This window comes from Devosia salina, from assembly GCF_019504385.1.
In the GTDB taxonomy this organism is placed as follows: domain Bacteria; phylum Pseudomonadota; class Alphaproteobacteria; order Rhizobiales; family Devosiaceae; genus Devosia; species Devosia salina.
The window spans coordinates 2,470,857-2,495,460 of the sequence record NZ_CP080590.1 but is presented as its reverse complement, the minus strand read 5'-3'; the positions used below and the strand labels follow the sequence as shown (position 1 = coordinate 2,495,460).

The 24,604-nt window shown below is 64.1% G+C and carries 24 protein-coding genes and 1 other RNA gene; 16 read left to right on the top strand and 9 right to left on the bottom strand.

What is annotated here, in order from left to right; translation table 11 throughout:
• Positions 1–74 precede the first annotated feature (74 nt).
• Positions 75–365, top strand: a complete 291-nt coding sequence (locus K1X15_RS12140) for a putative quinol monooxygenase (RefSeq protein WP_220303871.1) — start codon at positions 75–77, stop codon at positions 363–365.
• Between the two features lie 225 nt (positions 366–590).
• On the opposite strand, the gene K1X15_RS12135 is transcribed toward K1X15_RS12140, so the two are convergent.
• A complete protein-coding gene (locus K1X15_RS12135; protein ID WP_220303869.1) occupies positions 591–908 on the bottom strand; it encodes a heavy metal-binding domain-containing protein in 318 nt (105 codons plus the stop codon).
• 260 nt (positions 909–1,168) lie between these two features.
• Positions 1,169–3,508 carry an ATP-dependent helicase gene (locus K1X15_RS12130; RefSeq protein WP_220303867.1) on the bottom strand — a complete coding sequence of 780 codons (2,340 nt, stop codon included), beginning with the start codon at positions 3,506–3,508 and terminating at the stop codon, positions 1,169–1,171.
• A 207-nt stretch (positions 3,509–3,715) separates the two neighbouring features.
• Here K1X15_RS12130 and K1X15_RS12125 point away from each other — a divergent pair, with 207 nt between their 5' ends.
• Together K1X15_RS12125 and K1X15_RS12120 are read left to right on the top strand one after the other, a co-directional pair.
• On the top strand, positions 3,716–5,896 hold the full coding sequence (locus tag K1X15_RS12125) for an esterase-like activity of phytase family protein (RefSeq protein ID WP_220303866.1): 2,181 nt from the start codon (positions 3,716–3,718) through the stop codon (positions 5,894–5,896).
• Positions 5,897–6,205: 309 nt separating this feature from the next.
• Entirely contained in the window at positions 6,206–9,832 is a 3,627-nt protein-coding gene (locus K1X15_RS12120; protein WP_220303865.1) for an AsmA family protein, read from the top strand.
• Between the two features lie 60 nt (positions 9,833–9,892).
• On the opposite strand, the gene K1X15_RS12115 is transcribed toward K1X15_RS12120, so the two are convergent.
• From K1X15_RS12115 to ssrA, 3 genes are all read right to left on the bottom strand, one after another.
• On the bottom strand, positions 9,893–10,105 hold the full coding sequence (locus K1X15_RS12115; RefSeq protein WP_220303864.1) for a ribbon-helix-helix domain-containing protein: 213 nt from the start codon (positions 10,103–10,105) through the stop codon (positions 9,893–9,895).
• A gap of 15 nt (positions 10,106–10,120) precedes the next feature.
• On the bottom strand, positions 10,121–10,609 hold the full coding sequence (locus K1X15_RS12110; protein ID WP_220303863.1) for an SspB family protein: 489 nt from the start codon (positions 10,607–10,609) through the stop codon (positions 10,121–10,123).
• 114 nt (positions 10,610–10,723) lie between these two features.
• Positions 10,724–11,078: a transfer-messenger RNA gene (gene ssrA, locus K1X15_RS12105) on the bottom strand.
• 64 nt (positions 11,079–11,142) lie between these two features.
• On the opposite strand from ssrA, the gene K1X15_RS12100 reads away from it, so the two are divergent.
• Positions 11,143–11,691, top strand: coding sequence for a thermonuclease family protein (locus tag K1X15_RS12100; protein ID WP_240549476.1), 549 nt, complete (start codon positions 11,143–11,145; stop codon positions 11,689–11,691).
• Positions 11,692–11,694: 3 nt separating this feature from the next.
• On the opposite strand, the gene K1X15_RS12095 is transcribed toward K1X15_RS12100, so the two are convergent.
• Entirely contained in the window at positions 11,695–12,957 is a 1,263-nt protein-coding gene (locus tag K1X15_RS12095) for an alpha/beta hydrolase family protein (protein WP_220303862.1), read from the bottom strand.
• Positions 12,958–13,099: 142 nt separating this feature from the next.
• Between K1X15_RS12095 and K1X15_RS12090 the strand changes: the two genes are divergently transcribed.
• A complete protein-coding gene (locus tag K1X15_RS12090; RefSeq protein ID WP_220303861.1) occupies positions 13,100–13,651 on the top strand; it encodes a YkgJ family cysteine cluster protein in 552 nt (183 codons plus the stop codon).
• 2 nt (positions 13,652–13,653) lie between these two features.
• On the opposite strand, the gene K1X15_RS12085 is transcribed toward K1X15_RS12090, so the two are convergent.
• Both K1X15_RS12085 and K1X15_RS12080 read right to left on the bottom strand, forming a co-directional pair.
• A complete protein-coding gene (locus K1X15_RS12085; protein ID WP_220303859.1) occupies positions 13,654–13,854 on the bottom strand; it encodes a YdeI/OmpD-associated family protein in 201 nt (66 codons plus the stop codon).
• A 35-nt stretch (positions 13,855–13,889) separates the two neighbouring features.
• Positions 13,890–14,288: a RidA family protein gene (locus K1X15_RS12080; protein WP_220303858.1), complete on the bottom strand. Its 399-nt coding sequence runs from the start codon at positions 14,286–14,288 to the stop codon at positions 13,890–13,892.
• Between the two features lie 155 nt (positions 14,289–14,443).
• On the opposite strand from K1X15_RS12080, the gene K1X15_RS12075 reads away from it, so the two are divergent.
• The 3 genes from K1X15_RS12075 to K1X15_RS12065 are packed head-to-tail and all read left to right on the top strand — an operon-like array spanning position 14,444 to position 16,152.
• Complete coding sequence (locus K1X15_RS12075) at positions 14,444–15,028, top strand: DUF1003 domain-containing protein (RefSeq protein WP_220303857.1); 585 nt, start codon at positions 14,444–14,446, stop codon at positions 15,026–15,028.
• A gap of 9 nt (positions 15,029–15,037) precedes the next feature.
• Positions 15,038–15,832 carry a thymidylate synthase gene (locus K1X15_RS12070; protein ID WP_220303856.1) on the top strand — a complete coding sequence of 265 codons (795 nt, stop codon included), beginning with the start codon at positions 15,038–15,040 and terminating at the stop codon, positions 15,830–15,832.
• On the top strand, positions 15,829–16,152 hold the full coding sequence (locus tag K1X15_RS12065; RefSeq protein ID WP_220303855.1) for a nucleoside triphosphate pyrophosphohydrolase family protein: 324 nt from the start codon (positions 15,829–15,831) through the stop codon (positions 16,150–16,152). The genes K1X15_RS12070 and K1X15_RS12065 overlap by 4 nt, the downstream gene beginning before the upstream one ends.
• Positions 16,153–16,171: 19 nt before the next feature.
• Here the strand turns inward: K1X15_RS12065 and K1X15_RS12060 are convergent, their stop codons facing one another.
• Positions 16,172–16,603, bottom strand: coding sequence for an EamA family transporter (locus K1X15_RS12060; protein ID WP_220303854.1), 432 nt, complete (start codon positions 16,601–16,603; stop codon positions 16,172–16,174).
• 151 nt (positions 16,604–16,754) lie between these two features.
• Between K1X15_RS12060 and K1X15_RS12055 the strand changes: the two genes are divergently transcribed.
• From K1X15_RS12055 to hflC, 8 genes are all read left to right on the top strand, one after another.
• Positions 16,755–17,762 (top strand): DUF4424 domain-containing protein, encoded by a 1,008-nt coding sequence (locus tag K1X15_RS12055; protein WP_220303852.1) that lies wholly within the window; start codon positions 16,755–16,757, stop codon positions 17,760–17,762.
• A gap of 214 nt (positions 17,763–17,976) precedes the next feature.
• On the top strand, positions 17,977–18,906 hold the full coding sequence (locus K1X15_RS12050) for an IS110 family RNA-guided transposase (RefSeq protein ID WP_220303849.1): 930 nt from the start codon (positions 17,977–17,979) through the stop codon (positions 18,904–18,906).
• Between the two features lie 148 nt (positions 18,907–19,054).
• Positions 19,055–19,552: a GNAT family N-acetyltransferase gene (locus K1X15_RS12045; protein ID WP_220303850.1), complete on the top strand. Its 498-nt coding sequence runs from the start codon at positions 19,055–19,057 to the stop codon at positions 19,550–19,552.
• A 266-nt stretch (positions 19,553–19,818) separates the two neighbouring features.
• Positions 19,819–20,748, top strand: coding sequence for an IS110 family RNA-guided transposase (locus K1X15_RS12040; RefSeq protein WP_220303849.1), 930 nt, complete (start codon positions 19,819–19,821; stop codon positions 20,746–20,748).
• Between the two features lie 190 nt (positions 20,749–20,938).
• Complete coding sequence (locus K1X15_RS12035) at positions 20,939–21,712, top strand: DUF4145 domain-containing protein (RefSeq protein ID WP_220303848.1); 774 nt, start codon at positions 20,939–20,941, stop codon at positions 21,710–21,712.
• Between the two features lie 93 nt (positions 21,713–21,805).
• The gene (locus K1X15_RS12030; protein WP_220303847.1) at positions 21,806–22,327 is read left to right on the top strand and encodes a dihydrofolate reductase; all 522 of its coding nucleotides are present in this window, start codon (positions 21,806–21,808) and stop codon (positions 22,325–22,327) included.
• A gap of 63 nt (positions 22,328–22,390) precedes the next feature.
• The gene (hflK, locus tag K1X15_RS12025) at positions 22,391–23,485 is read left to right on the top strand and encodes an FtsH protease activity modulator HflK (protein ID WP_220303846.1); all 1,095 of its coding nucleotides are present in this window, start codon (positions 22,391–22,393) and stop codon (positions 23,483–23,485) included.
• Between the two features lie 3 nt (positions 23,486–23,488).
• Positions 23,489–24,574 carry a protease modulator HflC gene (gene hflC / locus K1X15_RS12020; protein ID WP_220303845.1) on the top strand — a complete coding sequence of 362 codons (1,086 nt, stop codon included), beginning with the start codon at positions 23,489–23,491 and terminating at the stop codon, positions 24,572–24,574.
• Positions 24,575–24,604 lie beyond the last annotated feature (30 nt).

Below are 24,604 nucleotides of genomic sequence, written 5' to 3'. Positions count from 1 at the left end.
GGCCGAGTCAAGCGCGGGCCTTGACGGGGTCCGCGCTTCGTGTTCATGATTTGTTCGGCAACATGGAGGGCGCAATGTATGGCTTGATCGGCCGCATGCTGGCGGCAGAGGGGCGGCGGGAGGAATTGCTGGCGCTATTGCTGGAAGGGAGCGCGCCCATGCCGGGTTGCCGCTCCTATGTCATCGCGCGCGACCCGGGCAGCGACAACGGCATCTGGATCAGCGAAGTCTGGGACAGCCGCGAGCAGCACCAGGCCTCCTTGCATCTGCCCCATGTGCAGGAGACGATCGGCAGGGCCCGCCCGATGATCGCCGGCTTCGATCAGCGCTTCGAGACCGAGCCGCAGGGCGGCATCGGGGTTTAGTAGGCCGGGGCAAATGGTTGCCTAAGGCGCAGAGCCGTCCTCGGATTTGATCCGAGGACCGTTTGCAACGCGTGCCGGGCCGATAATGGCCCTCGGGTCGGGCCCGAGGGCGGCAAGGCGATGTATCAAGATCGCCGAGGCGCCGGCTTCATTGTCTCCCTCCCCCTTGTGGGGAGGGTCGCGTAGCTTGGCCGATTGGCCACAGCGCAGCCGGGGTGGGGGTGTTTATAGCTTCACCGCTGTGCCCGAAACGGACACCATCAGCATCGAGCCGCCCTGGCCGACCACTTCATAGTCGATGTCGACGCCAACCACGGCATCGGCGCCCATGCGGCGGGCTTCGGCTTCCAGCTCGCGGAACGCTTCCTGCCGCGCGTCGCGCAAGGCGCCCTCATAGGCGCCGGCCCGGCCGCCGACAATGTCGCGGATACCGGCAAACAGGTCCTTGAAGATATTGGCGCCCACGATCACCTCGCCGGTGGCAATGCCGAGATAATCCCGGATGGGTCGGCCTTCGAGGGTGGGGGTGGTCGAGATGATCATGGGTTTGGCTCCTGTTGGTGCAGGAGAATGTGGGGAGGACGGCGGCGGACGCAAGGGTATCCTGGCGGTTCCATCGCCTCCCTCCCCCTCTTAGGGAGGGAATGAGGGTGGGGGACTGGCGGGAGGCAGCCGACCGCGAATGCGCTGATAACCCTGCACCCCCACCCCAGCTCTGCTAGGACCCTTCGGGTCCAGCGGCGCTACCCTCCCCACAAGGGGGAGGGAGGTGATGAACAGTGGCGTCTCGGTCTTTGGCCTCGCTACCCCTTCTTGATAAAGCTCTCCAGCACCTTCTTGGTCCCGGCCTTTTCGAAGTCGATGGTCAGCTTGTTGCCTTCGATCTGGATGACTTCGCCATAGCCGAATTTGAGGTGGAACACGCGTTCCCCCAAGGCGTAGCCGCTCGATTGGCCGCCGAGGTCGACGGAGCGGGCGACGAGGTCGCCCTCGATGGTCAGTGGACCATCGCCTTTTCGGCTGGCCTGGTTGGCGCGGGCGCGCTGCCAGCCGGGGGTTTCATAGACGCTTTCAAAGGGGTCGGCCTTGTTGAAGCGGCTCGCGGCACCGCCGCCATAGCCATAGCCGCCATAGGCCGAGCCGCGGTCGGTGACCTCCACCGCGTCAGGCGGCAGTTCGTCGATGAAGCGGCTGGGAATGGCCGATTGCCAGAGGCCGTGGATGCGCCGGTTCTGGGCGGCGGAGATGCGGACGCGCTTGCGGCCGCGGGTAATGCCGACATAACCGAGGCGCCGCTCTTCCTCGAGACCCGCGCGGCCACTTTCATCCATGGAGCGCTGGCTGGGGAAGGTGCCGTCTTCCCAGCCGGGCAGGAAGACGGTGTCGAATTCCAGCCCCTTGGCCGAATGCAGCGTCATGATGGTGACGGCATCGCTGGAATCGGCACTGTCGCGGTCCATGACCAGCGAAATATGTTCGAGGAAACCGCCGAGCGACTCGAACTCTTCCATGGAGCGGCTGAGTTCCTTGAGGTTTTCCTTGCGGCCCTGGCTTTCGACTGACTTGTCGGCGCTCAGCATGTCCATATAGCCGCTTTCCTCGAGGATCTGCTCGACGAGCTGGTAGGGCGGCAGGGTTTCGGCGCGATAGGCCCAGTCATCGAATTGGCCGACAAGAGCGCGCAGCGTGGTGCGCTGCTTGGGCTTCAGATCCTCGGTTTCCACCATCATGCGCACGGCCTGCAGCAGCGGCACCTGCATGTGCCGCGCGGTCTCCATCAGCATCTTGACGGTGGTGTCGCCCAGCCCGCGCTTGGGCACATTGACGATGCGCTCGAAGGCGAGGTCGTCGGCCGGCTGCGCCACCAGCCGTAGATAGGCCAGCGCATCGCGGATTTCCTTGCGCTCATAGAAGCGCGGGCCGCCGACGACGCGATAGTTGAGACCAAGCGTGATGAAGCGCTCTTCGAATTCGCGCATCTGGAAGGAGGCGCGCACCAGGATGGCCATGGAATTGAGCGCTTCACCCTGGCGCTGATATTGCTCGATTTCCTCCCCGATGGTGCGGGCTTCTTCCTCGCTGTCATAGACCTGCGTGAACGAGATCGGCTCGCCGCCCTCGGCAATGTCGGTGAAGAGCGTCTTGCCTAAGCGTCCTTCATTATAGGCGATTAGCGTCGAGGCGGCCTTGAGGATATTGGCGGTGGAGCGGTAGTTGCGCTCGAGCTTGATGACCTTGGCGCCGGGAAAATCGGTCTCGAAGCGCAGGATATTGTCCACCTCGGCGCCGCGCCAGCCATAGATCGACTGGTCGTCATCGCCCACCACGCAGATATTGGCTTCGCTGGCAGGCTTGCCCTGCGCCAGCAGGCGCAGCCAGAGATATTGGGCCGTGTTGCTGTCCTGATATTCGTCGACAAGGATGTATTTGAAGCGGCGATGATATTCGGCCAGGACTTCGGGGTTCTCGCGGAACAGGCGAATGCATTCGAGCAAAAGATCGCCGAAATCGGCGGCGTTCAGCGTCTTCAGCCGCGCCTGATAGTCGTAGTAGAGCTTGCCACCCTTGCCATTGGCGAAATAGCCGCTGTCGGCGGCGGGCACGTCCTTGGGCAGCAGGCCGCGGTTCTTCCAGGCATCCAGCATGCCGGCGAACTGACGGGCCGGCCAACGCTTCTCGTCGATGTTTTCCGCTTCCAGCAATTGTTTGATGAGACGGATCTGGTCGTCTGTATCGAGAATGGTGAACTGGGGTTTGAGATCGACCAATTCGGCGTGGCGGCGCAGGATGCGCGCCGAAATCGAGTGAAAGGTGCCGAGCCAAGGCATGCCCTCAAGCGCGTTACCGACGAGATAGGCGATGCGGTCCTTCATCTCCCGGGCCGCCTTGTTGGTGAAGGTCACCGACAGGATTTCCGAGGGCCAGGCCTTCTTCTCCCGCAGGATGTGCGCGATGCGGGTCGTCAGCACGCGCGTCTTGCCGGTGCCGGCCCCCGCGAGCACCAGCAGCGGGCCCTCGGTTGAAAGCACAGCCTCGCGCTGCTCCGGGTTCAGCCCGGACAGATAGTCCGGCCCCGCATTCTGCCGGAGCTGGCTGGTGATCGGGCCGCCTTGGGGGCGGGGCAGGGGGGCAGTGTCGGGCATGCGCGCTCTTGTTCCAAGGTCCGCGCGTTCCGGGACAGGTGCGCAGCCAAGCCTTGACGAATCTCATTTTGTTCTTGCCCGCCAATATAGGGATGGCGGCCGCGCCTGTATAGAAGTCCGGCCTGTCACGGCATCGTCATGCAAGCGTCATCGGTCTGTTTTCCACCACGCCTAAGCGGGGCCCGCATCATTTCTGGGGGACCCATCATGATTGCTCAAAAGCGTCTCGCTGCCCTGAGCGCAGCACTGCTCCTTTCTACGGCCGGCGCAGAGGCCGCCCAATATTTCAATCGCATTGCCAGCTTCCCGGTCGCGCTCAACACGCCCGACGCGGAGGAAACCTCGTCCGAAATCATCACCGTCTCGGAAGACGGCATGACCCTCATCTATTCCGATAGCCCCGCTGGCGGCATCGGGTTCGTCGATATCGCCGACCCCAAGGCACCCAAGGCCGCGGGCTTCCTGGCGCTTGATGGCGAGCCGACCACCGTGGTGGTGGATGGCGGCAAGGTCTATGCCGGCGTCAACACTTCGGAAAGCTATACCGAGCCCTCGGGCAATCTTGCCACCATCGATCTGGCGACCCAGACAGTTGAAGCCACCTGCGACCTTGGCGGCCAGCCCGATTCCGTGGCTCGCAATGCCGATGGCTCGCTGATTGCCGTCGCCATCGAGAATGAGCGCGACGAAGACTTCAACGATGGCGAACTCCCGCAGATGCCGGCCGGTGCGCTGGCGCTGGTCAATGTCGTCGATGGCGCGGTGGATTGCTCCACCCTCAAAATCGTCGACCTCACGGGCCTTGCCGAGATTGCCGGCGATGATCCCGAGCCCGAATATGTGTCGATCAACAGCCTCAACGAGGTTGTGGTTTCCCTCCAGGAAAACAACCACTTCGTCATCGTCGATGGCAATTCTGGCACCGTCACCGCGCATTTCTCCGCCGGTTCGGTGACCCTCGAAAGCATCGACACCGAGGACAATGGTTCGCTCGATTTCACGGGCAAGCAGGCCGACCGTCTGCGTGAGCCGGACGCGGTCAAGTGGATCGATGACCAGCGCTTCGTCGTTGCCAATGAGGGCGACTACAATGGCGGCTCGCGCAGCTTCTCGATCTTCAACAAGGCCGGCGAGATGCTTTTTGACAGCGGCGCTTCGCTTGACCATCTGGCCGCCCAATTCGGCCATTATCCGGACAAGCGATCCGACGCCAAGGGTGTCGAGCCGGAAGGCGTGGACGTCGCTCACTTCGGCGATGACACCTATCTGATGATCGGCATGGAGCGTGCCTCGCTCGTCGCGATCTACAAGGATACCGGCGCCGAGCCCGAATTCGTCCAGGCGCTGCCCTCCGGCATCGGTCCTGAAGGTGCCGTGGCCATCCCGGCCCGCAACCTCCTTGTCACCGCCAACGAGACCGATCTCGGTGCCGATGGCCTTGCCCGCAGCCATGTCTCGATCTTCGAACTGGCCGAAGCCGACGCTCCCACCTATCCGCATATCATGTCCGATCTTGACGCCGATGGCCGGCCGCTGGGCTGGGTGGCGCTTTCGGGCCTGGTCGCCGATGCGGAAAAGCCGGGCATGCTCTATGGCGTGTCCGACAGTTTCCTGGGCGCGCAGCCCTCGATCTACACCATCGACGCCACAGGCCATCCCGCCCGCATCACCGCCAAGACCGTGGTGACGCGCAATGGCCATCCGGCGCAGAAGCTGGATCTGGAAGGCATCACGCTTGACGGAAAAGGTGGGTTCTGGCTGGCGTCCGAAGGCCGTACCGACCGGCTGATCCCGCATGCGCTCTACCATGTCGATGCCGATGGCGAGATCGTCAAGGAAGTGGCCTTCCCGGCCGAACTGCTGGCCGAGGAAATCCGCTTTGGTGCCGAAGGCGTGACCATGGTGGGCGAGGGCGACGACGCCACGCTCTGGATCGCCATCCAGCGCGAATGGAAGAACGACGCCAAGGGCACCGTGAAGCTCGTCTCCTACAATATCGCCAGTGGCGAATGGGGCGCGGTCAACTATCCGCTCGAAGCCCCGGCTGACGGTGCCTGGGTCGGTCTTTCCGAGATCACCGCCCATGGCGACCAGGTCTATATCGTCGAGCGCGACAACCAGATCGGCGAGAACGCCCAGCTCAAGGCGCTCTACAGCGTGCCGGTCAGCGAATTGGTGCCGGGCGCGCTGGGCGGCGAACTGCCGACCGTCACCAAGACCCTGGTGCGCGACCTCATCCCCGACCTGACCTCCACCGGTGGCTATGTGCTCGACAAGGTGGAAGGCTTTGCCGTGGACGCCAGCGGCGAGGGCTTCGTGGTCACCGACAATGACGGTGTCGACGACAGTTCGGGTGAAACCATGTTCTGGTCCATCGGTTCTCTTTAAGGTCACCTCCTTGACCTTGTAGACGGCCGGGCATCTGCCCGGCCGTTTTTCTTTGCTTTGCACGATTGCGCGGTCACCCCACCCTCATTCCCTCCCCATCAAGGGGAGGGAGGCGAAGGGCCGAGTTGCCCGTGTTCATCGTCTCCCTCCCCCTTGTGGGGAGGGACCAAGGGTGGGGGTAGGTGGCAAGCCAGAGGGTGCGATTGTTGCATGCCCCTTTGCTTTCCTCAAAAGGCGTCATGGCGGGCTTGCGCATGCCCCGCAACTGCCTACACTCACGGCAGTTTCAGCCGGGGCAGATCAGGCACAGTGCTCAATCGCATCTATATCGTGGTCGGCATCTTCGCCATTGTGGTGCTGGCCGGCGCCTTCATCGCGCCGCGCTTCATCCAGTGGGGCGATTATCGCGACCGCATGGAGGTGCTGGCCTCGGGCGTGCTCGGGGCCGAGGTCTCGATTCGCGGCGATATCTCCTTCTCGCTGCTGCCCAGCCCGCGCCTGGCCTTTTCCGATGTGATCGTGGGCGATCCGGAAGGCCCGGCGGCCACGGTCGGGGCGGTCGAGGCGGAATTTGCGCTGATGGATTTCCTGCGCGACATCTACAATGTCACCGCGCTCAGCCTCGAAGCGCCGGTGGTGCACCTCACGGTGGACGAGAACGGCCTGTTCGGCAGTGGCGTCGATCTGGGTGGCGCTGGGTCCGGAGTGGCGCTGGGTCATGCCCGCATCAGCAATGGCAGCATCCGGCTCGAGGATCTGCGCTCCGCCGAGACCTTCACCCTCGATCGCATTGATGGCGATCTCAGGCTTTCCAGCTTTGCCGGGCCGTTCCAGTTCCAGGGCAGTGCGGATTATGGCGATGTGCGCTATGACCTCAGGGTCAATTCGGGCACCGCCGATGCCGACGGCAAGGCGCGCATATCGAGCTTCGTGCATGAGGCGCTCGGCGGGTTCTCGCTTACCGTCGAGGGCGTGCTGACCGCCGGCGCGGCGCCGCGTTTCGAGGGCGACATGACCTATCGGCAGGCCCCGCCCGAGGCCGAGGCGGCCGACGACATTCGCGGGGACCTGGTGCTGGAAAGCGCGGTGACGGCCTCGTCCGATCGCGTGGTCCTGTCCGGCTATACGCTGCATCCCGATGAAAACCGGGCGGGCATGCGCCTGACCGGCGCGGCGAGCATCCAGCTTGGGCAGCGGCGCAGCTTTGATGCCGTGGTTTCGGGCGGGGTGTTCTCGCTGCCGCCGCGTGACGCCACCGAGGTGCCCGGCGAGTTGCCCTATGAATTCGTGCGGCTTCTGTCGGAAATACCGGCCCCGCCGCTGCCGCCCATGCCGGGGCGGCTGGGCATTGACCTGGCCGAAGTCGGCCTGCGCGGTTTCGCGCTGCGGGAGGTGCGGGTCGATGCGACGACGGATGGCGCGCGCTGGACGGTTGAGCAGGCGGTGGCCCAGCTCCCCGGCGAAACCGAAGTGCGGTTTGCCGGCGTGGTGACCAATGATGGCGGCACCGTTGGCTTCCGCGGCGATGCCAGCGTGGAGGCGGCCCGCCTCGAGGCGCTTTCGCAATTGTGGAAACGGCCCAGCGAGGACAATCCCCTGTTCAACATGCCCGGTTCGCTGCATGGACGGGTGATGCTGGCAGGCGATGCGCTGGGGCTGAGCAATGGCCGGCTGCTGCTGGACGGCGAGGAGGCCGGCTTCGAGATGCGCATCGGTTTCGGCGCCGAGCCGCGGCTCGATACCGTGCTGCAACTGGGGCAATTGGATAGCGGCGAAACCGAGGCCTTGTTGGCGCTGGTGCCCGATGTGACGGGCGACAGCAATTTCCTGATCAGCTTTCCCGATGGCAGCTTCTCGATCACGGCCGGGACGGTCGATGTGCTGGGCCTGCCGGCCCGGGACCTGGTGGCCGAGGCGCAGTGGTCGCCTGCGGCCATCCGGTTCTCGAGGCTGTCGGCGAGCGACTGGGGCGGCCTTTCTCTCAGTTCCACGATGCGCTTTTCCGGCACGCTCAGCGATCCGCGGGTGACCGGCTCGGGCCAATTGGCGGTGGCATCAGCTGACGCGCCGGGGCTTGCCGCCGTCTATGAAATGGCCGGCGTGCCCTTTGGCTGGCAGCAGGGGCTGGAGAGCGTCTGGCCGGCCGATCTGCAGTTCCTGCTCGCCGAGGCCGAACAGGGCAGCGGCCAGGTCCTGACGCTGGGTGGGTCCCTGGGCGCTTCCGCGCTTGACCTGCGCGCCGAGATGTCCGGGGGACTGGGTGAATTGTCGCGCGACGACCTGCGGCTCGTGGTGTCGCTGGAGGGCGAAGATGGCGAGGCGGCGCTGGCGCAGCTCGGGCTCGCCGATGTTCCTCTCTTTGCCGGCGAGGACAGTTTCGTGGCGAGCCTGTTTGTCGAAGGCAACAATGGCGACGGGTTCGACGGTAGGGTCGCGCTCAGCCAGGGCGGGCAGTCCATCAGCTATTTCGGCGGCTTGCGGCTATCGCAGAGCGGCGAGGTCAGCGGCGAGGGCACCATCGACGTGATGCTCGATGAAGCAAGCGGGATTGCGGCGCTGGCGGGGGCGCGCGGCGCCAGCCTGCCGGGCATTGAGGCGAGCGCCGGCGTCACCTTTGCGGGGCTGCGCACCCTGTCCCTGGGCACCATTGCCGGCGTGTCGGGAGATGTCGGCTTTGGCGGCTGGGTCTCGATGCAGCGCCTGGGGCAATTGCCCAGCTTTACCGGCCAGCTGTCGATCGACAGCGTTGAAGCGGGGGCGCTCGTCGCCTCGCTGCTGGGCAATGATGCGCTGATCGGCACCGGCGAGGGCGTCTGGCCCGAGGGGCCGCTGGCGGCCAATGCGGTCGAACGCCCGTCGCGGGGCGAGATCGACATTGCCACCCCGGCGCTGAGCGCCAATGGCAGTCAACTCCTTGGCCAGACTGAGTTCACCTATGCCTGGGCGCCGGAATCGGCGTCGATCAAGAACCTTGCCGGCGAAGTCGGCGGCGGTTCGCTGCGGCTGTCGCTCGACCAGTGCTGTGCCGGTTCGCTGGCCGAGCGGAGCCTGTCCGGGCAGGTCACGCTGGTGGGCGTCGATCTTGATGCCATTGCGCCGGCGGCGGTGGGGGCGGGCCTTTCCGGCCGCATCGATGGCGGGCTGCAATTCGAGGGCACGGGCGCGAGCCTGGCCGATGTCATGCGCAGCATGACGGGCGAGGGCAATTTCGCCGTTACCGATTTCCGCGTCGAAGGTTTGACCCCGGATGTCTTCCCGGCCATCGCCGGGATCGAGGACGTGCTCAATACCGAGGCCGATGCGCTCGAAACCCTGATCGGGCTGGCCTTGTCGCGGGGCCAGTTCGTGGCCGAAGAGGCGCGCGGCGCCTTTTCCATCGCGGGTGGCACGGTGCGCCTGGCCAATTTCATCGTCGAGGGGACCGGCGGGCGGCTGGCCGGCAGCCTCAATCTCATGCTGGAGCGACTGGGCCTCAATGGCCGCTTCGTCCTGACGCCGCGCGACTATGTCGATCCCACAGGCCTCGTGCAAACCGATACGGCGCGGATTATCGCCAGCGTCGCGGGCACGCTGCTGGCGCCCGAGGTCACGCTGGACCTCAGCGAAATGGTGGCGGCCATCCAGGTGCGGGCCAATGAACTCGAGGTCGAGCGGCTCGAAACCCTGCGGCTCGAAGATGAGGCCCGCCAGCGCGCGGCCGCCGAGGAACGCAACCGGCTGATCGAGGAGCAGCGGCGCAAGGCCGCCGAAGAGGCCGCAAGGCTGGCCGCCGAGGAAGAAGCGCGGCGCCTCGAAGAGCAGCAACTGCTCGAGGAACAGGCCCCACTGGACGGCACCGGCACCGATACGCCGCTCGACCTCGGCTTCCAGCCGGGCGTCAACCAGCCCATCGGCAATAGTGTCAACGAGCCGATCGATCTTCTGCCGGGGCAGTGACGCCGCTGCCGTTCAACTGCTGCTTGGCGAACGGTCTTGGAGCATGCTCTGCCTCAGCCTTCAGTGCTTGTGCCCGTCGCGATACCAGGCCAGCACGGCAAGCCGCACGGCTGAGGAGAGATTGGTGGTCTGGCGGGTTTCGTCGATCTCGCGAATGACGCCTGCCAGGCTCATGCCGCGCGTTTCCGCCATCGCCTCAAGACCGTTCCAGAAATCGGGTTCGAGCGCGATCGAGGTGCGGTGACCGGCAATGGAGAAGGAGCGCTTGTCCATGCCCTGGCGTCTGCGTCAGGGCTTCTTGCGGAAGGCGTCCAGGCTCACCACCTTCTCGCCGCTGCCTTCGGGGGCAGGTGTGTCGCCCGCGGCCTCTTCGGTTTCGACATCGGCCTCGACCTCCTCGGCGTCGCGATCGTCAGCGGCGGTGGCGGGGTCGAACTGCAGGCCGAACTGCACGCTGGGGTCGAAAAAGCCCTTGATGGCGGCAAAGGGGATGTGGAGCATTTCGGGCTGGCCGTTGAAGCTCAGGCCCACTTCGAAGGCACTCTCGGTGACCTTGAGGTCCCAATACTGGTTCTGCAGCACGATGGTCATTTCCTTGTCGTACTGCTTGAGCAGTTCTTCGCTGATGCGCACGCCGGGCGCGCGGGTGGCGAAGGAAATGAAGAAGTGGTGCTCGCCGGGCAGGCCGGTCCGGGACACTTCGGCCAGAACCTTGCGCACGACGCCGCGCAGGGCTTCCTGGGCGAGAATGTCGTATCGCATGTGGTCTTCGGCCATGATGCCCTTGTCTCCTAGTCACCTCGGGGAGAATCCCGAATGGCCCATATCAGCCCTACGTTCCAAGAGATTTCAAGGACAAAGGCATCTGGAACGGCAGGCAATGGGAGATTGAGTGCAGGCTTCTGTTGCCAGGTGCCTGCGAACCCCGCCTGTCGCCCGGCTAGGAGCGAAGGACTTTAATTCCCAGTGCTAGCACCGCTTACGCGGCGAGAGCGACCGGAGCCTTATGGTTGTCATTGGCAACTATAAGTTTTAGCCCGATAACGGCGGTACAATGCCGAGCGAAAGCACACTCTTTACGCCCTCGTCGATCCTGTTTCGTCCCCATTGGCTCCCCCGGAAGGGGAGATGGTGGAGACGCCGGGTACTGCCCCCGGGTCCGATGGGTTTATTACAATGACAGTTTATCGCCATAGCCCTTGCGGGCACTCTCTATATAGGGGAGCCCATGGGCAGATGCAAATCCGCACCGTTCAATTCAGCTCGGATTAACAGCTCAACTGCATGCTTTCACCCAATGGGAGGCATGCATGCGATCAACCAATCCGGCCTATTGGCGGCGCGGCCAACGGCGTCGGCAAATCCGGAAACTGCTCGGCCGGCTGTCCATCGTTCCCACGGCCATGCTGGCCATGATGCTGGGCGCGCTGGCGGTTCTTGGTTTGCAGGAACTTGATGTCGGTGCGTGGCTGAGGACGGCGCCCGCCGAGACGGCCGCGAGGGGTGAGGAGGCCATCACGCGCAATTTCGCTGCGTGCGGGTTCGTGCGCGTCACCTGCGTGGTCGATGGCGACACCTTCTGGCTGGACGGTACCAAGATCAGGATCGCCGACATCAACACGCCCGAAGTGAGTTCGCCGCAATGCGCGCAGGAGGCGGCGCTGGGGCGGCGGGCAACGGAGCGGCTCACGCAATTGCTCAATGCCGGGCCGTTCACGCTTGCCCGCATCGACCGCGACGAGGACCGCTATGGCCGCAAGCTCAGGATCGTCCGGCGCGATGGCCAGTCGGTCGGCATGGCCATGGTCGCCGAGGGGCTGGCTGAGGCGTGGCAGGGCTATCGCGGCAGCTGGTGCTGAAGCTCAGCGGCTGGCCGGCAAGTGCTCGACCACGAGGCCTCTTGTGGTGCGCGGGCCGAAACCGGGCCAGTCGCGGTCGCCGGCCGGCTCGGTCCACGGGCCCGAGGCGAGATCGAGATAACGCGCCATGCCTTCATCTCCCTTGAGTGTCAGCCCGAAAAAGGCCGTCAGCACATGCTGCGTGACATTGTTCATGCGCACATTGGACCAGACGAAATCGGCATAGTGCTCGTAGGGGCTGCCCGGCCCACCCTGTTCGAGCGCCTCGGTCGGTGGCGGCATGGGGGCGGCGGCGTTGTGCCCTGCGCCCTGGAAACTCAGCATATACCTGTCGGCATTGATCGCGCCTTCGAAGATGCGGCGGATGCCATTGGCATAGTCCGAGATCTCGTCCTGGGTACCGCCGATGACCAGCAGCGGCGCCTCGATGCCGGCAAGGCCCGCTTCGTCCCACATGCCCAGTTGCGCGCCCCAGGGGGCAATGGCGACGGCGGCCGTGAGACGCGGGTCGCCCGCCGCCTGGTAGGCCTCCGATCCGGCGGCGAGGGCGTCGAGCGCACCTGCCGGCGCCATGCCCGAGGTCAACGCAGCGTCCGAGAGGCCCGCACCGGCGCTGATCACCGCGCCATAGCCGCCCATGGAATAGCCGATGATGGCGCTGTGCTCGGCATCGACGAGGCCCGCCAGGAAACCGTCATCGGCCTCCGACAGCGCCGCCATCTGGTCGAGCACGAAGAGCTGGTCGGGCGACCGATTGGCCAGCGTGCTGGCAAAGCCGAGCTTGTTCTCATAGGTGCTTTCGAAATGATCGATGCTCGCCACCACATAGCCATGGCTGGCCAGATGCTCGCCAAAGGGGCTGAGCAGGTAGCGGTTGCCCGGATAGCCATGCGAGATGATGACCAGCGGATAGGGCCCTCCGGCCGGGTCGGGCGCGGCATTGCGGACCGCCTGGCCCCGCAGCGTCACAGTCGCCGTGCTGTTGGCCAACTGGACATCGGGATAGGTGCCACCGGGTGCGGTGTCGCCCAGCGCGGCCGGATACCAGACCTCCACCTTGAGCGGGCGGTCGTATCGGGAATCGGGGCCGGTCAGCACATCGGGGCGATCGGTGTAGAGCAAATCGAGGGTCCGCACCCCGATGGCATGCGGACCGGGCTGCGCCAGTTCCGGCGCGTCGGGCAGGCGATGGTCGATCCGGTTGTCTTCGGCCAAGGCCATGCTCCCTGTCATCACAAGCAGAAAAACGATCAGAAGCTGTCGCATGCCGGCCTCCTTTGGCGCTGCAGACTAGAGCGCCAAAACGAAAGATCAAGACGCTCGGATGTTTTCTTTTGGTTTCGTTTTGCCGTGCTGGACAAATCCTTGTCGGCGCGGTCATGCTTGCCGCTGCAAGGAGGCTCCGAGAATGGCGATGGTACCGATCAGCGGCAGGGACTGCGAAGGCTGCACGGCCTGCTGTTCCTTTCCGCCCATCCATGCGCCCGAGCTGCAAAAGCCGGCCAATACGCTTTGCGGGCATTGCGTCGCGGGGCAGGGATGTACGGTCTATGAGGCCCGGCCCACGGTCTGCCGTGGGTTCTTCTGTGGCTGGTTCTTTCTGCCCGAATTGGGGCCGGAATGGCATCCCCGGCAGAGCGGCGTCGTCATCCGCTCCGAATCCTTTGGCGACGACACCATCACCCTCCTGATCCTCGATCTGACGGCGTTTCTCGTGTCCGAGGACTTTGCCGGCATGATCGGTGCCTGGGTGGAGCAGGGCGTGGGTGTCGAGTTCGAGCGGCTCGGTCCGCCCGGTCACCTGCCCGCCAAGATGCGGATGAACGAACTGCTGGAAGAGGCGGTGGCAGCGCGCGACCTGCGCGCCATGCACAAGGTGTTCGCCTGGTCGCTCTCCCATATCGACAACAGCCATGCCTGGGAGCGCGACGAGACCGAACCCCGGAGTGCGCTGGGCTGAGGTCAGCCGTTCCATTTCATGCGCATATAGACCCCGCCGCCCGCGAGCTCATCGAGCATCTGGTCGAGGCGCTTGCGCTTGGTCTCCTCGCGCTGCGCCTTGTTGATCCACATCAGATAGTCGTTGCGCTGATAGGGCGGGCGGGCCTCGTACTGCGCGCGCAGCCCACGGGCCTCCAGGGCCTCGCTCACAAAGTCCGGCATGTCCTCTCGCGGCCGTAACGGCCGCAGGCGCGGGCTCATGGCAGCACGGCCATGGCTTCGATCTCGATCAGGAAATCGGGATTGGCCAGGCCTGCCACTTTCATGCCGGTCACGGTCGGCGGATTGGGCCGGTTGCCCCAGACCTTGGCCCAGGCGGGAAAGGCTGCGGCCAGGTCGGCGTCGGCCTGCAGCATGATCGTGGTCTTGACGAGGTTCTCAAGGCTGCCGCCAGCGGCCTCAAGCACCTTGAGCATGTTGTCGATGGCCTTTTCCGACTGCAGGGCGACATCGCCCTTGCCCACGATCTGGCCGTTCGCATCGACGGCGTTCTGCCCGCCGATGAGCAGGATGCGGGCATTGGCCGGCAGGATGATGCCCTGCGAAAAGACCGGGCTGACATACATGCCGGTCGGGTTGATGTGCTGGATGGTCATGGTCATTGGCTCCCTGGTGCAATTCATCGTCATTCTGGCGCGCCGCGCCGGCGGCTGCTGTCAGCATGCTGCGCGGTATTTGACTACCGCATGCATATCCGGCCGCATTTTGGGCTAATCTCGCGCCGCACTGGCCCCTTGCGAACGAGTCTGACATGCCAAACGACGTCAATTCCAGATTGCTCCACGCCGCCGATCGTTTTCTGGGCAAGGATGCCGCCGAACTCACGACCCAGGAGCGGGCCATCCTGCAGCAGGCGATCGACAAGCGCGCGGTCTCGCGCGACCCGGCCGCCGAATTCGACGAGCAACTGACCCTGGGCCAGCGTCTTGCCGATGGCGTTGCTGCCTTTGGCGGATCGTGGTGGTTCATCGCCGGGTTCGGCGTCTGCCTCCTGGCATGGACCGGTCTCAACCTGCTGCTGGCAGGCGCCGCCTTCGATCCCTATCCCTTCATCTTCCTCAATCTGATGCTCTCCATGCTGGCGGCCATCCAGGCGCCGGTGATCATGATGAGCCAGAACCGGCAGGCGGCCAAGGACCGCGAGGTCTCCGCCCATGACTATGAGGTCAATCTCAAGGCCGAGATCGAGATCATGGCGCTGCACGACAAGGTCGACCGGCTGCGCGACGAGGACATGCGCGGGCTGATCCTGAGCCAGCAGGAGCAGATCGCGCGGCTGACCGGGCTGGTGGAGAAGCATCTCGGGACCGGGGCGGCGGAGGGCGAATCGCGCTAGCTTGGCGCCATGCAGCCCTATCTCCAGCTTCTCTCCGACATTCTCGAACGCGGCACCGACAAGTCGGACCGCACCGGCACCGGCACGCGCTCGCTATTCGGCTACCAGATGCGCTTCGACCTTTCGAAGGGCTTTCCGCTGCTCACCACCAAGAAGCTGCACATCAAGTCCATCGTCTATGAACTGCTCTGGTTCATTCGCGGCGAGACCAATGTGCGCTGGCTGCAGGAGCGGGGCGTCAAGATCTGGGACGAGTGGGCCGACGAGAATGGCGATCTGGGGCCTGTCTATGGCTCGCAATGGCGCAGCTGGCCGGCACCCGATGGCCGTCATATCGACCAGCTCGCCAATGTGGTCGAGAGCATCCGCACCAAGCCGGACAGCCGCCGCCATATCGTCTCCGCCTGGAACCCGGCCGAAGTGGATGAGATGGCCCTGCCGCCCTGCCATTGCCTCTTCCAGTTCTATGTCGCCGACGGCAAGCTCAGCTGCCAGCTCTACCAGCGCTCGGCCGACACCTTTCTCGGCGTGCCCTTCAACATCGCCTCCTATGCACTGCTCACCCATATGATGGCGCAGGTCTGCGACCTCGAGGTCGGCGATTTCGTGCACTCGTTCGGCGATGTGCATCTCTATTCGAACCATTTCGAGCAGGCCAAGCTGCAATTGTCGCGCGAACCGCGCCCGCTGCCGAAACTGGTCATCAATCCCGAGCGCAAGCGGCTGGAAGACTTCGTCTTCGAGGACTTTGCCTTCGAGGGCTACGATCCGCACCCGCATATCAAGGGCGCCGTGGCGGTATGAACCTGACCCTGGCCGAGCTGACCGGGCTGGTCGCGGAAGTCTCCGATACCTATGCGTCCCGCAACGACATTGCCCGGGACGACGACTGGTACCTGCTCAAGGTCCAGGAGGAACTGGGCGAGCTGACTGCCGAATATCTCAAGACCACCGGTCGCGGGCGCCTCAAGGGGGCCGATGGCGCCAGCATCCGCCAGGCGCTGGAAGACGAGACGGCCGATGTGCTGGCCATGCTCTTGCTGTTTGCCCGCAATAATCGCATCGATCTCGACGCCGCGCTGGAGCGCAAATGGTTCCAATATCTGGGGCGTTCACCCCGATAGGCTGGCCGCCCTTGCGGGCCTAAGCCACCGCGACCAGCACCGCGCCCAGTCCGATCAGAACGACGCCGGCCCAGCCCAGGGTGCTCAGCCGTTCGCCGAGAAAAAGCGCGGCAAAAACCGCGACCATGACCACGCTGAGCTTGTCGATCGGCGCGACCTGCGATGCCGGCCCCAGCTTGAGGGCGCGGAAATAGCAGAGCCACGAGGCGCCCGTGGCCAGGCCCGAGAGCAGCAGGAATATCCAGGTCCGCGACGGGATGGTGTTCAGCGCCTGCCACTGGCCGAAGCTGATCACGATCGCCAGGCTCAGCAGCAGGATGATTGCGGTGCGGATAAGCGTCGCCATGTCGGAGCCGACATTCTCGATGCCGATCTTGGCGAACACCGCCGTGAGGGCCGCGAAAACCGCTGCCAGGAAGGCCCAGAATTGCCAGGATTGAATGATGCTCATTGTCAGGATCTCCCGCGGCGGCAACAGGCTGCTCACGCTTGCAGCTGGGGGAGCATGCCTCGCCAGCGGCCTTTTGGACAGGTGGCAAGGCGTTCGCTTCCGCGCCAGCAAGAAACTCGCTAAAACCGGTGCGGCTCTCTGGGAGGACGCAATGCGAGTTCTGGTATCCTGCTTTCTGGCGCTGGCAAGTGTGCCCGCCTTTGCCAATGACACGGCGGCCGTGCTCACCACGGGTGGCCTCGAATTCGTCGCCAATGGCGAAATCGCCATGGAGAGCGAGGAGCTGTTCATCTCCAAAGAGGAAATCCGGGTCGTCTATACGTTCCGCAATGACAGCGACCAGGACCACGACCTGCTCGTGGCCTTTCCCATGCCCGATATCGTGCCCAATCACTGGTCCCCCGTGGCCTTCCCGACCGGGCCGGCCGACAATCTCTTCGAGTTCGAAACCACCTTCAATGGCGAGCCGGTCGCGGTGACGCTGCACGAATATGCCTATGCGGCCGGTGTGGACCGGACCAAGCTGCTGCAGAAGCTGGGCATCCCCATCGTCCCGATCCGGCAGGAAGCCATCGATGCGGTGGACGCCCTCGATGACGAGACCACCGCGCAGCTCCTGCATCTGGGCATGGCCGTGCCGGACGAGTTCGACGCCGGCGAGGGCTGGGAAACCCACCATTGGCCGTTCTGGACCTACAGGGCCACCTATACCTGGGAGGCGACCTTCCCGGCCCGCGAGCGGGTGGTGGTCGAGCACCGCTACAAGCCCAGCGTCGGCGGCACGACCGGCGTGTCCTTCCTCAGCGAGCCCTATGAGGATGGCTATGATCCGGCGGCCGAATATCGCCGCAAATATTGCACCGACGACAGCTTCATCGCCGCCGTGCGCAAGACACTGCCCAATCCCGACGAGCCCTGGGGCGCGCCGTTCACCGAAAGCTGGATTTCCTACATCCTGACCACCGGCGGCAATTGGGCCGGCGGCGGCATCGAAAAATTCCGCCTCGTCATCGACAAGGGCAGCACCGACAATCTCGTCTCGTTCTGCGGCGAGGGCGTGAAGAAGATCGGGCCTACCACCTTCGAAATGGTCAAGCAGGATTTCTGGCCGCAGGAGGAGCTGGATATCCTCATCCTCGAGCGGCAGGACTGGCAATAGGGGCATCCCCAAGCCGCCGCCCTCGGGCTTGTATCGACGATATCTGATTAAGTTGTCCCGGGAGGCGGTCGCAGCCGCACTCCCGGGTTGACAGCGACCGTCCTCGGACAGGCCTTATCGGCCGAGGTTAAGCAGGGTCCTGTCGGCTCTTCCCTAAACCCGAACAGTTGTGAGGGCAGTTGCCCGCATCACAAGCCAGGGAGAGGCGAGAGAGATGATATCAGAAGCCATCGTCGCGGGCATCGACGTTTCCAAGGATCGGCTGGACGTGCATGTCCTGCCCGGCGCCCAGGTGCTGAGTGTGGACCATGCCCCCAAAGGGCTGGCACGGCTGGTCGGGCTGCTGCGCCGTCTGGGCGTGCAGCGGATCGGGTTGGAAGCCTCGGGCGGTTATGAGCGCGCGGCACTGGACGTGCTCGCACAAGCCGGGTTTGCGGTCTGTCTGGTTCCACCCGCCCGCGTGCGGGCTCTGGCCCACGCCCTGGGTCGCCATGCCAAGACCGATCCAATCGATGCCAGGATGATCGCCTGTTATGTGCAACTGGCGCCCGGCCAGCACGACTATCAACGCGACCCGGCGCGCCAGCGGCTGGACGAGCTGGCCGGCCTGCGCCGGCAATTGATTGCCGAACGCAACAAGCTCGTTTCCCGGCTCGATATCGCTACCGACACGATGGTGCGACGCATGCTGGCCCGCATGCACACCATGGTCGGGGGCCACATTGCCCGGCTCGATGCCGAGATCGCCAGCCATATCCGCGCAACCCACCTCAAGGCGCGCTATGAGATCCTGCTCGCTGTGGCGGGTGTCGGCCCGGTTCTGGCCGCTACCTTGCTCTGCGATCTGCCCGAGCTGGGCCATGCCACGCCCAAACAGCTCGCCAGCCTGGTCGGGGTGGCCCCGCATGCAAGGCAATCGGGGCGAACGGCACGTCCCGGCCGATGCAGCGGCGGACGCGCCAGTGTCAGAAACGTCCTCTATATGGCAACCCTGAGCGCCCTGAAGGCCCGCAGTCCTGCACTCCGAACCTTCTATGACCGCCTCAGGGCCAACGGCAAACCCTTCAAGGTCGCCATCAACGCCGCAATGAGAAAGTTCATCACAATCCTCAGTGCCATCGTCAAACAATCGACAGTTGCTTGACCCGTCACCCCACCCTCAATCCCTCCCCATCAAGGGGAGGGAGGCGCAGGGGCGGTGGCACCAGTGTTCATCGTCTCCCTCCCCCTTGTGGGGAGGGATCAAGGGTGGGGGTAACCCTGCCCATCGCCTCTCTCAGAACTTCGGACCTATGGCCGCAATTCACCCATCCCTCACCATCCGCCCCGCCATCGCCGCCGACGCGGCACTCATCGTCGATTTCATCCGCCAGCTCGCCGTCTATGAAAAGCTCGAGCATGAGGCCAAGGCGAGCGAGGCCGACATCGCCCGCGACCTTTTCGGCCCCGATCCAAAGGTTTTTTGCGAGATCGCCGAATGGGCGGGCAAGCCGGTCGGCTTTGCGCTCTGGTTCTACACCTATTCCACCTTCCAGGGCCGGCACGGCATCTGGCTCGAAGACCTTTATGTCGATCCGGCCCTGCGCGGCAAAGGCATCGGCAAGGCGCTGCTGGTCCACCTCGCCCGCCGCTGCGTCGCCGAGGAACTGGGCCGGTTCGAATGGTGGGTGCTCGACTGGAACGAGCCGAGCATCAAGTTCTACAAGAGCCAGGGCGGCGTCATGCAGGACGAATGGACCAAGGTGCGGGTGGATGGCGATGCGCTGAGGAAGTTGGGTGGCGAAGGCTAGCGCGAAGGAGAGGGCGCGCCGTCACCCATCCCGGCAACCAGACCTGCCGTCTCCCCACCCAATGCGCGTCACCCTCGGGCTTGTATCGACGATATCTGATTAAGTTGTCCCGGGAGGCGGTCGCAGCCGCACTCCCGGGTTGACAGCGACCGTCCTCGGACAGGCCTTATCGGCCGAGGTTAAGCAGGGTCCTGTCGGCTCTTCCCTAAACCCGAACAGTTGTGAGGGCAGTTGCCCGCATCACAAGCCAGGGAGAGGCGAGAGAGATGATATCAGAAGCCATCGTCGCGGGCATCGACGTTTCCAAGGATCGGCTGGACGTGCATGTCCTGCCCGGCGCCCAGGTGCTGAGTGTGGACCATGCCCCCAAAGGGCTGGCACGGCTGGTCGGGCTGCTGCGCCGTCTGGGCGTGCAGCGGATCGGGTTGGAAGCCTCGGGCGGTTATGAGCGCGCGGCACTGGACGTGCTCGCACAAGCCGGGTTTGCGGTCTGTCTGGTTCCACCCGCCCGCGTGCGGGCTCTGGCCCACGCCCTGGGTCGCCATGCCAAGACCGATCCAATCGATGCCAGGATGATCGCCTGTTATGTGCAACTGGCGCCCGGCCAGCACGACTATCAACGCGACCCGGCGCGCCAGCGGCTGGACGAGCTGGCCGGCCTGCGCCGGCAATTGATTGCCGAACGCAACAAGCTCGTTTCCCGGCTCGATATCGCTACCGACACGATGGTGCGACGCATGCTGGCCCGCATGCACACCATGGTCGGGGGCCACATTGCCCGGCTCGATGCCGAGATCGCCAGCCATATCCGCGCAACCCACCTCAAGGCGCGCTATGAGATCCTGCTCGCTGTGGCGGGTGTCGGCCCGGTTCTGGCCGCTACCTTGCTCTGCGATCTGCCCGAGCTGGGCCATGCCACGCCCAAACAGCTCGCCAGCCTGGTCGGGGTGGCCCCGCATGCAAGGCAATCGGGGCGAACGGCACGTCCCGGCCGATGCAGCGGCGGACGCGCCAGTGTCAGAAACGTCCTCTATATGGCAACCCTGAGCGCCCTGAAGGCCCGCAGTCCTGCACTCCGAACCTTCTATGACCGCCTCAGGGCCAACGGCAAACCCTTCAAGGTCGCCATCAACGCCGCAATGAGAAAGTTCATCACAATCCTCAGTGCCATCGTCAAACAATCGACAGTTGCTTGACCCGAGGGCGTTGCACTTGGAGATGGGCGAAACCGGAGTGCCGCGATGGAGGAAAGGCGGAGCGCGAAGTTATTTCGCACATTGATTTCGCACGGAAGCAAAGCCAATTCCATATCACAGCGGTCAGCTCTATTGTTGGGCGCTGCATCGACATTGTGTTTGTTGCTCAGTGCTAAATCCTGGAGAGGAAATGACCGTCAATAGGAATCTTTGGCGCCGCAACTTCTCGGACCGCTCCGTGCCTAGATATCCGTGCCCGCGGTGTGGAAGAGGCTCGTTAGTCTGGGACGAAGATCGATACGTCAAATTGGAGCCGAAGCACTCTGAGAGGAAACACGACAACGAAGATTGGGAGCCTGATTGGGTCCAGTACAGGTTTGTTGGCTTCTCGAAATGCAACAATTCCACGTGCGGTGAAATAGTCGCAATTGCGGGGCTCGGCTACGTGGACAGAGAGTATGTCTATGGTGATGGCGTAGGGTTGGATGAATACGAGTGGCAGACCATGGTCAGCCCGACCAGCATTTCGCCCGCTCCTAACCTGTTTCCACTGTCTCCGAAAATTCCAGAGCAAATACGCGGAGAAATAAAGTTGGCGTTTAAAGTCTACTGGGGAGACGTGAGAGCGGCTACGATTCGACTACGCACAAGCCTTGAGATGGTTCTTGACGACAGGGGTGTGCCTCGGACGACGGACAAAACCGACAAAAAGGGAAAGGGCATGCTCCCACTTGAACAGAGGATCGCGAAGTTTGCCGAGTCCGCTGGCGATGATGAGAGTGCGGAAGCTATGCATGCGCTACGCGTGGTGGGTAATATCGGCACGCACGGTGAGACAGTCCGAGATGAGGATTTCTTCGATATTCTTGATGTTTACGAACACGCCCTTCTCGAGATTTATGAACAGCCATCCGCGCAGCGCAAGGCGATGCGTGCTAGATTGATAGCGTTGAAAGACAAGTGAAAGCAGCAAGCGTAGTTGAACGAGGGCGTGCCTGATGTCCCTCAAAACTAACGAAAAATCACCTTCCGCCCCCAAACCCGCTAATCCTTCCCCATGACCACCATCGCCCTCATCGCGGCTGTTGCCCGCAACAATGTCATTGGCGCCGACCAGTCCATTCCCTGGCGCATTCCGTCCGATTTTGCCTGGTTCAAGGCGACCACCATGGGCAAGCCCATGGTCATGGGCCGCAAGCAGTTCGAGACCTTTCCCAAACCCCTGGCCGGCCGTCCGCATATCGTGGTGACGCGCCAGCATGATTATGCGCCCGAGGGCGTTCTGGTGCGCAACAGCCTGCCCGAGGCGCTGGCGGCGGCGCGGCGGCTGGCGGAAGCCAGCGAGCAGGATGAAATCATGGTCATTGGCGGTGGCGACATTTACGCGCAGGCCATGCCGCTCGCCGACCGGCTCTACATCACCCATGTCGATCTGGCGCCGGCGGGCGATGTGCGGTTTCCGCCCATCGATCCGGGCATCTGGCGGGTTGCGGCCGAGCCAGAAGTGGCGCGCTCCGAGCGCGACGAGGCGGCCTATACCATCAAGATCTACGAGCGCGTTCACGGGTCCGCGCATTGATCGGGCGCTTGGCTTGCTTATATATGGCAACACAGATTTCTCGAAGACACCGAAAGGAATGCGATGCCTTGGGAGAATAATGGTGGCGGAGGTGGCCGCAATAATGGCGGTCCCTGGGGCCAGGCGCCGGGTGGAGGCGGCGGCGGTCCACGCCGTCCGGGCGGTAACACTCCCAATCTTGAAGACATTCTCAATCGTGGCCGTGCCCAGTTCGGCGGCGGCCTGCCCGGCGGGCGCTGGCTGATCGTCGGCGCGGTGCTGGCGCTGGCCGCGTTCTGGGCGGCCAATTCCGTCTATGGCGTGGACGAAGGTGAAGTCGGCGTCGAATTCCGTCTTGGCGCGCCCAAGCAGGAACTGGCCGGTGCGGGTCTGCATTTCCTGATCTGGCCGGTCGAGACCGTCGAAAAGGTCAATATCTCCGCCCTGCAGACCACCATCGGCACGGCCAGTGGTTCGGGTTCTCGCGCCAATGCCGATGACGGCCTGATGCTGTCGGGCGACCAGAACATCGTCGATGTGCGCTTTGCGGTCCTGTGGTCGGTCGCCAATCCGGTCGATTACCTGATCAATGTGCGCGATCCCGAAGGGATGGTGCGCAATGCCGCCGAGAGCGCCATGCGCGAAGTGGTCGGCCGCCGTCCGGCGCAGGACATTTTCCGTGACGATCGCGCCGGCATTGCCATCGAAGTGCAGCAGATCACCCAGACGATCCTGGATTCCTACGGCATGGGCGTGCGGATCAGCCAGATCACCCTGGAAAATGCTGCGCCGCCGGCCGAAGTCGCCGATGCGTTCAACGAAGTGCAGCGCGCCGAGCAGGACGAAGACCGCCTGCAGGAAGAGGCCCGTTCCTACGCCAATACGCTTCTGGGTGATGCCCGCGGCCGCGCTGCGGCGCTGCGCGAAGAGGCGGCTGCCTATTCGAACCGCGTGGTGCAGGAAGCAACCGGTGAGGCCGAGCGTTTCAACGCGGTCTATGCCGAATATGTCAATGCACCAGAGGTGACGCGCAAGCGCATGTTCCTGGAAACCATGGAGCAGGTGCTGGGCGCCTCGGAAAAGGTGCTGGTTGAAAATGGTGCCGGTGGCTCGGGCGTCGTGCCCTATCTGCCGCTGCCGGAACTGCGTTCGCGCGACAATACGAGCACGGAGCAGTAAGCCATGACCAACCGTCTCTTCATCATCGGTGCCGTCATCGTGGCGGCGCTCTATGTGCTCTTCTCCTCGATCTATGTGGTTAATGAGCGCGAGCAGGCCATCGTCCTGCGCTTTGGCCAGATCACCAATGTGCGGTCCGAGCCGGGGCTCTATTTCAAGATCCCCACCGATATCGTGGACAGCGTGCAGATCATCGAAGATCGCCTGATGCGCTACGATATCTCGGACATGACCGTGCAGGTTTCGGGCGGCGCCTTCTACGAGGTGGACGCGTTCCTGACGTACAAGATCGTCGATCCGCGGCTGTTCCGTCAGCGGGCCCTGGGCCAGCTTTCGGTGGTCGAGGACCGCATCGCGACCCGCTTCGACGCGGCCCTGCGCCAGGTCTATGGTCTGCGTGAGTTCAATGCGGCTCTCTCCGAGCAGCGCTCGCAGATGATGACCGAAGCGCGCGACCTGATCCGTCCGGATATGGCCGAGCTGGGTATCGAGGTTGTCGATGTGCGTATCCTGCGCACCGACCTGGCGCGCGAAGTGTCCGAGCGGACCTTCGAGCGCATGCGGGCCGAACGTCTGGCCGAGGCGGCGCTGCTGCGTGCCCGTGGCCAGGAACAGGCCCAGAGCCTGCGCGCCATCGCCGATCGTCAGGCCGTGGAAATCGTGGCGGCGGCAACCCGCGACGCGGAAATCATCCGCGGTACCGGCGACGCCGAGCGGAACCGTCTCTATGCGGCCGCCTATGGGCAGGATCCGGAATTCTTCGAGTTCTATCGCTCGATGGAATCCTACCGCACGGCCCTGGGCAATAGCGGCACCACCATGATCCTGTCGCCCGACAGCGCCTTCTTCCGTTATTTCGGTTCGGATGGCGAGATTCCGGCGGCCAGCACCACCTTCGCGGCGCCCATCGCGCCGCAGGCGGCGCCCATCACCTCGACGGAGCCGACTGAGCCGGCGCTGGACGGGCTGGGCATCGAGGAAACCGTGGCGCCGACCATGACGCTGGAGGATGGCTCCGAACTGCAGCCGACGGTGGGTACCGAAGCGCCGGCGCCTGCCGAGGAAACGGCCCCGGCCCCGGCCCAATAGGGTCCCCGGCTGCGAAAATGATCAGGGCCG

Coding starts and splice junctions, on each gene's coding strand:
- K1X15_RS12070 (WP_220303856.1), top strand. CDS start 15,038: ATGCAGCCCTATCTCCAGCTTCTCTCCGACATTCTCGAACGCGGCACC.
- K1X15_RS12050 (WP_220303849.1), top strand. CDS start 17,977: ATGATATCAGAAGCCATCGTCGCGGGCATCGACGTTTCCAAGGATCGG.
- hflC (WP_220303845.1), top strand. CDS start 23,489: ATGACCAACCGTCTCTTCATCATCGGTGCCGTCATCGTGGCGGCGCTC.
- K1X15_RS12055 (WP_220303852.1), top strand. CDS start 16,755: ATGCGAGTTCTGGTATCCTGCTTTCTGGCGCTGGCAAGTGTGCCCGCC.
- K1X15_RS12060 (WP_220303854.1), bottom strand. CDS start 16,603: ATGAGCATCATTCAATCCTGGCAATTCTGGGCCTTCCTGGCAGCGGTT.
- K1X15_RS12140 (WP_220303871.1), top strand. CDS start 75: ATGTATGGCTTGATCGGCCGCATGCTGGCGGCAGAGGGGCGGCGGGAG.
- K1X15_RS12080 (WP_220303858.1), bottom strand. CDS start 14,288: ATGACCATCCAGCACATCAACCCGACCGGCATGTATGTCAGCCCGGTC.
- K1X15_RS12090 (WP_220303861.1), top strand. CDS start 13,100: ATGGCGATGGTACCGATCAGCGGCAGGGACTGCGAAGGCTGCACGGCC.
- K1X15_RS12040 (WP_220303849.1), top strand. CDS start 19,819: ATGATATCAGAAGCCATCGTCGCGGGCATCGACGTTTCCAAGGATCGG.
- K1X15_RS12135 (WP_220303869.1), bottom strand. CDS start 908: ATGATCATCTCGACCACCCCCACCCTCGAAGGCCGACCCATCCGGGAT.
- hflK (WP_220303846.1), top strand. CDS start 22,391: ATGCCTTGGGAGAATAATGGTGGCGGAGGTGGCCGCAATAATGGCGGT.
- K1X15_RS12035 (WP_220303848.1), top strand. CDS start 20,939: ATGACCGTCAATAGGAATCTTTGGCGCCGCAACTTCTCGGACCGCTCC.
- K1X15_RS12130 (WP_220303867.1), bottom strand. CDS start 3,508: ATGCCCGACACTGCCCCCCTGCCCCGCCCCCAAGGCGGCCCGATCACC.
- K1X15_RS12110 (WP_220303863.1), bottom strand. CDS start 10,609: ATGGCCGAAGACCACATGCGATACGACATTCTCGCCCAGGAAGCCCTG.
- K1X15_RS12030 (WP_220303847.1), top strand. CDS start 21,806: ATGACCACCATCGCCCTCATCGCGGCTGTTGCCCGCAACAATGTCATT.
- K1X15_RS12125 (WP_220303866.1), top strand. CDS start 3,716: ATGATTGCTCAAAAGCGTCTCGCTGCCCTGAGCGCAGCACTGCTCCTT.
- K1X15_RS12075 (WP_220303857.1), top strand. CDS start 14,444: ATGCCAAACGACGTCAATTCCAGATTGCTCCACGCCGCCGATCGTTTT.
- K1X15_RS12100 (WP_240549476.1), top strand. CDS start 11,143: ATGCGATCAACCAATCCGGCCTATTGGCGGCGCGGCCAACGGCGTCGG.
- K1X15_RS12115 (WP_220303864.1), bottom strand. CDS start 10,105: ATGGACAAGCGCTCCTTCTCCATTGCCGGTCACCGCACCTCGATCGCG.
- K1X15_RS12085 (WP_220303859.1), bottom strand. CDS start 13,854: ATGCCGGACTTTGTGAGCGAGGCCCTGGAGGCCCGTGGGCTGCGCGCG.
- K1X15_RS12065 (WP_220303855.1), top strand. CDS start 15,829: ATGAACCTGACCCTGGCCGAGCTGACCGGGCTGGTCGCGGAAGTCTCC.
- K1X15_RS12045 (WP_220303850.1), top strand. CDS start 19,055: ATGGCCGCAATTCACCCATCCCTCACCATCCGCCCCGCCATCGCCGCC.
- K1X15_RS12095 (WP_220303862.1), bottom strand. CDS start 12,957: ATGCGACAGCTTCTGATCGTTTTTCTGCTTGTGATGACAGGGAGCATG.